At 62.2% G+C, this 5,205-nt stretch carries 5 protein-coding genes and 2 pseudogenes; 4 read left to right on the forward strand and 3 right to left on the reverse strand.

Annotation, left to right across the window (positions count from 1 at the left end; translation table 11 throughout):
- Positions 1-243: transposase (locus AC0L3P_RS39255; RefSeq protein WP_473309361.1), on the forward strand; the 243-nt coding region annotated here is incomplete at its 5' end.
- 219 nt (positions 244-462) lie between these two features.
- Here AC0L3P_RS39255 and AC0L3P_RS39260 read toward each other — a convergent pair.
- The gene (locus tag AC0L3P_RS39260; protein ID WP_473309362.1) at positions 463-633 is read right to left on the reverse strand and encodes a hypothetical protein; all 171 of its coding nucleotides are present in this window, start codon (positions 631-633) and stop codon (positions 463-465) included.
- A gap of 576 nt (positions 634-1,209) precedes the next feature.
- On the opposite strand from AC0L3P_RS39260, the pseudogene AC0L3P_RS39265 reads away from it, so the two are divergent.
- Positions 1,210-1,334, forward strand: a pseudogene (locus tag AC0L3P_RS39265) (IS3 family transposase); the annotation flags it as partial.
- 1,463 nt (positions 1,335-2,797) lie between these two features.
- Here AC0L3P_RS39265 and AC0L3P_RS39270 read toward each other — a convergent pair.
- Positions 2,798-3,766 (reverse strand): hypothetical protein, encoded by a 969-nt coding sequence (locus AC0L3P_RS39270; RefSeq protein WP_473309363.1) that lies wholly within the window; start codon positions 3,764-3,766, stop codon positions 2,798-2,800.
- Between the two features lie 82 nt (positions 3,767-3,848).
- Between AC0L3P_RS39270 and AC0L3P_RS39275 the strand changes: the two genes are divergently transcribed.
- Positions 3,849-4,052 (forward strand): hypothetical protein, encoded by a 204-nt coding sequence (locus AC0L3P_RS39275; protein WP_473309366.1) that lies wholly within the window; start codon positions 3,849-3,851, stop codon positions 4,050-4,052.
- A gap of 379 nt (positions 4,053-4,431) precedes the next feature.
- Here the strand turns inward: AC0L3P_RS39275 and AC0L3P_RS39280 are convergent.
- A pseudogene (locus AC0L3P_RS39280) lies at positions 4,432-4,524 on the reverse strand (ATP-binding protein); the annotation flags it as partial.
- Positions 4,525-4,556: 32 nt separating this feature from the next.
- Here AC0L3P_RS39280 and AC0L3P_RS39285 point away from each other — a divergent pair.
- A partial coding sequence (locus AC0L3P_RS39285; RefSeq protein ID WP_473309368.1) for a hypothetical protein occupies positions 4,557-5,205 on the forward strand: 649 nt, incomplete at its 3' end.

Genomic DNA, 5,205 nt, shown 5'->3' on the forward strand with positions numbered 1-5,205 from the left:
GCCCGCGATATGGCAGCTTGGCTAGGTCTTGTCCCGAGAGAATATTCTACGGGAGGCAAAACGAAGCTGCTGGGGATGAGCAAGCGCGGCAATCGATATTTGCGCCGGATGATCATCCATGGCGCCCGTTCCTGCGTGACTCATCTTGATCGCTCGCGATACCGCCTTGGCGGCCAAGATTGCGCGGATCGCATGGGTGGTGCTGACCAAGCCCGGCGCAAGCTGTGTTTCGGCATGGAATAAGGACCCCGTTTTCGGGGTGATCGGCATCCAATCCTTTTGGATGCCGATAAGGGGTCCCACTCGAACGCCGATTGACACTCTGACCACCCGAGTGCCGTCAGCCGGTCTCGCATGGCGTATTGCAATGCGCTGCTCTCGCGATTGTGCAACACCTGATGTGCTGAGGATTGGCGCACGTAAAGAATCGCCTTACGCTCCAGATGATGAGGCCTGACCTTGTCAGAGATCATGATCGATCCCCTTCGCGGGCGGCGTCGCTGTCATCGCAGCATGGTCGAGGATCAACTGCGTCATCAGGCTTGTGAGGGCCGCCCGGGCTTCCGCCGGCAACTCCGGCCATGCGGGCGCGCCGATGGCGCCGTTCGGCAGGCCGCTCCCGAACAGATCCATCTGCTGCTGCGGCCGCCGTTGTCGATTGTGTCGGTATCCGCTCCCTGGCATTGCCGTCTGCCGTGACATGGGTCTCTCCCCGATTCTGGTCGTGAGAGGCTCTGGATGCGCTAGAAAGCAGGGCAGCTGATGGCGTTCGATCCATCAACACCAGATCGAGAAGCGCAGAAAGCGCTGCAAGTGCGGTTATGCTGACAAATGGCCGAGCTGCCAAAAGCTCCGCCTCAGGGCATGCCGTTCGGTCGAACATCCATGCTGGAACCTCCAGCCAACGATCTGCCTGCGATCCATCCAGCGTGCAGCGGAAGGCTACATCACAAGCCTTATCGACCGCCCCATGAACGCAAACTCGGCAACCAAACCAAGCATGATATCGATAAAGAACCTCGCGAAGAACGGTCCTGTGGGCGTTCTCAAACCTCGTTGTACAACGGCCGCCGGCCGGACCAAAGCCTTGACGACGCCACACCGGATCAAGCCTACTTCACCCAGCCGCCATTCCGCTTGGCGGCCTAACCCCGGCAGACGCTTCACTTTCGAGACGGAGATTCTGTTCAGACAACCGGGACCACCTCATACAACGACACACGACCACACTCCTGCTGGCATAGAGAACCCCGTCCGAGTTCGCGATGACCTGCCACCCGCGCCGGGATCTGGCGCTGCGCTATACGCCAGCCCCCGCCGCTGCCACTGCCTAAACCAGGCAAATCCAACGGCACGGGCGAACTCAGGACTGGATAAAACTAGGGTGCGGCCTGGGGGGTGAAAACTTGTTCTCGTCTTCTCGTCGTCGCTCCATCCTCTCAGGAGTTGAAGCCTCCGGCAAACCCCGGGGGCGTTCATACGGAAGAACGATCGTTTGATAATGAACATCTATTTGTTTGGACATAGTGGAGATGCTAATCACCACGTACGTAGGAGAGAAGATAGGCAGCTGCCAATGCGGCATTCGAACTCTCTCCCAAGATGCACGTCGAGGTGGGCTCTTTTAGGACCGGTCCATCTGTCCTGGTTTAAGCCGAGACGGTCGACTTTCTCTAAACGAGGCGAAACAATGCCGTAGGGAATAGCATTGGGCAGACTAACGTCTTCGCAATCTCGGCTCCAATCGAGTGCGCGCCCGTCTGGGGCGCCTGTGCTCCTTTGGCCCGGCAAAGCGGCAGGTGGTGACGTGAGTCGAGTACGGCGCGTACAAGGGCCTGAATAATACCCGTTCGTCTTGCCACGCACGTTCAGTCCTCCAAACCATCGATCTCAACCCACTAGGATTCGGCAGATCTGAACGTGAGACGGCCGCTGCATCGACAATCGTTTGCGGAGGCTCACGACCGCTGCGCGACAATAAGGTGATCTCGTCCAATTTGTCGGGCTGTAGGAGATGGTTATGAGGGGCATCGACGACCGTGGCAAGGCGCCCATGTTGGTATTTAGCGCCCAGGAAGCTGAGAGCGCGGACGATACTGCCGCAGGACCGGCTGTGGGCCCTGAAGGAGCGGGCCAATCATCCTATTCTGTCGTGGAGCAGACGCGCCCTGAGCCTCAGGAGTCAAGCGCTCCGTCCTCTCGCAATCCCAAGAGCACCGCTGGCCTTCATCTGCTGTCGCCGGAGCTAGTCGAGGAGATTGCTGGGAAGCTCAGCCCTATCGATCTGCTGATGATGTCGCAGACAAATCGCCAACTGCGTGCTGCCGCCCAGCAATCCGAGACGCTTCAAGAAAGGTGCCAGAGAGCTATTCGGGTTCAGGCCATCTGGAACAGGTTGACGGCACCCCCTCCAGGCTTTGCGGACGCGGATCATTTTGACGCGCTGTTACGAGATGACGACGTGATCCTCTCACTCGCGCCCAACTTCAACTGCTTGACCCTAACGCAGCAAGAGCCCCTCGTCGCGAGCGCCGAGCGGCTTTCCCCTCGGGGGGCCTGGAGCCTCGGAGTTGGCGTAGCAGGGCTTGCGCCCGCGCTCCAGGAGCGCCTTGTCAGTCTCGCCGAGCGACTCCCCGAACCCGTGGATCGCGCCTGGGCCCTAGCTGGCTTCGGAGAGGCCCTTGCAGGGCTTTCGGACGAGCACCAGGACCGCCTTGTCCGCCTCCCCGAGGGTCTCGCCGAACCCGCGCACCGCGCTTTGGCTCTGACGGGCCTCGGAGAGAGCGTGGCAGCGCTTTCAGTCGAGCACCAGGACCGCCTTATCAAGCTCGCCGAGGGTCTCGTCGCCTATCCGGCGGATTGCGCCTCGGCTTTGGCGGGCTTTGGAGCGGGCATGGCAGGGCTTTCCGAAGAGCACCAGGAACGCCTGGTCAGTCTCTCCGAGCGACTCTCCGAACCCGCGCATCGCGCCTCGGCTCTGGCGGACTTCGGAATGGGCGTGGCAGGGCTTTCGGGCGAGCTCCAGGTCCGCCTTGTCGGCCTTGCCGAGGGTCTCGCCGAACCCGCGCATCGCGCGTTGGCTCTGACCGGCCTCGGAGCGGGCCTGGCAGGGCTTTCGGCCGAGCTCCAGGAGCGCCTGCTCATGCTCGTCGAGGGGTTTACCAAATCCACAGATCGCGCGTGGGCTCTGGTGCGCTTCGGAGTGGGCTTGGCAGCGCTGCCGGGCGATCTCCAGGATCGCCTCCTGAAGCTCGTCCAGATGGTTGCCCCCGGGGCTCGCGGTCGAGCTCTGGCGGGCGTCGGACAGGGCGTGGCAGCACTTTTGCCGGAGCGCCAAGAACGCCTCGTCACCCTCGCCGAGAGACTCGTCTCCAATCCCGCGAGTTGCGGCGCGGCGCTCAAAGGCCTCGGAGCGGGCTTGGCAGGGCTTTCGGAAGAGCACCAGGAGCGCCTTGTTCGTCTCGCCGAGAGTCTCGCTGAACCCGCGGATCGCGCCTGGGCTCTGGCCGGCCTCGGAGCTGGCTTGGCACGGCTTTCGGGCGAGCTCCAGGACCGCCTTGTCCAACTGGCCGAGGGTCTCGCCGATCCCGCGGATCGCGCCTGGGCTCTGGCGGGCTTGGGAGTGGGCGTGGCACGGCTTTCGCCCGAGCGCCAGGACCGCGTCCTCGCCCTCGCCGATGGACTCGTCACTAGGTCCGAAAATTGCGTCATGGCGCTGCAGAGCCTCGGAGAAGGAATGGCAGGGTTTTCGCCCGAGCGCCAGCACCGCCTCCTCGCCCTCGCTGAACTTGCCCAGTCCAGGTATGGGGCTCGCGCATTGGCAGCACTGTTGCCGAGGAGGTGACAGCATGGGTCAGGTTTACCGCGCCGCGGCAATCTGGGTGTCATTCGGCCCTTTGATTGCGGCTTGTTGTCAAGCTTACATTTCTGAACTCGCCCACGGCACGGTGGTAGTGCTCGCGCCGTTGGAGCTGGTCCGGATTGCGGAGACGGCGCGGGCGCGGCTGATACGTGCTTTGCCCGCCAGGGATTGGATTGCCGGGGCTGGTTGATGTCTTTGCTGGTTGGCCAGGAGGCCCGGGCGATGAGTGTCCCCGAGCGCAGGGCGACGGTCGAGCGGCCTGGCGAGAATTTGTCGGTTCGCCGGCAATGTGCGCTGCTGGATCTGGCGCGTTCGGGCGTCTATCGCCGCGCCGGTCACCGGCGCCGGCGATCTGGCCTTGATGCGGCGGATCGACGAAGTATCTGAAGTGGCCATTTTACGGCTTGCGCATTTCGGTGATGGTGAGCGGCGATTTCACTCGATGGTGTGAGCGCTCGTTTCGTTTGATCGTGAGCAGATATTTCACGCGATCCTGAGCGGCCGCTTCGACCGACATGGTGATTGGTTCAGGGGTTTGAGGCGGCGTCAAGAGTTTGATTGCGGGCGTTCTTCTTTCGCGTGCTTTCTCCGGTAAGTTGAAGGCGGTGAGCGTTGTGAACGAGGCGGTCCAGGATGGCGTCGCCGAGGGTTGGGTCACCGAACACGTCAGAGTACCCCTATTGTCGAGCGGGTCGTGTCTCACGTCACGATCACCGACCCCCATCATTTTCTTTTTGGGCACCGGGTTGAGGTGCTGAAGCAGCGGTCGGGGCGCGGTCCCGCCTACGTCGTTGTCGCGCTGCCGGACGGCCGGCCGCGGGCGGTTCGGATCGCGTCGACGGATCTTGCCAAGACGATAACTTCCGGCCCGAACGCCGCCGATCTGCCGCGCATCAGCGCACGTACGCTGATCCCATTGATGCAACATTTGAGCGCGAGTCTGAGCTTTCTCGACGAGAAGGTGATTCGCGATGACCCACCGACCGCTTCCAGGTCGCGTTGCGTATCGACCCCTGCCGACGTTGGCAAAGCCACCTGGCCGTCCGGCCGACATTCCGCGCCTGTGGCCGAATCTATCGACCGCGACGCAAACCCAGATCGCTCAAATCTTCGCCGCGCTGCTGCGGCGGATGCAAGCGGTTCCCGGCACGCCCGGTGTCATTCGGCTTGCAATATTGGCTCTGACTCATATGTGGAACGGCCCGGGCTGCAAGATCTTTCTCTGGTTGAACAAGGAATGACGGTGCGGTCATATGTTCGGCCTGCGAAGCGGCGCCTGGCCGCTGGCCACGATGATATCCGCGGAAGCAATCGCCCAATCAATTTCTCGCGCTCGAAGCGCA

The organism is Bradyrhizobium sp. WSM4874 (assembly GCF_055811835.1).

What these genes read in the sequence shown, in the direction of transcription:
- AC0L3P_RS39275 (WP_473309366.1), top strand. Translation starts at nt 3,849, where the DNA reads ATGGGTCAGGTTTACCGCGCCGCGGCAATCTGGGTGTCATTCGGCCCT.
- AC0L3P_RS39260 (WP_473309362.1), bottom strand. Translation starts at nt 633, where the DNA reads ATGGATCTGTTCGGGAGCGGCCTGCCGAACGGCGCCATCGGCGCGCCC.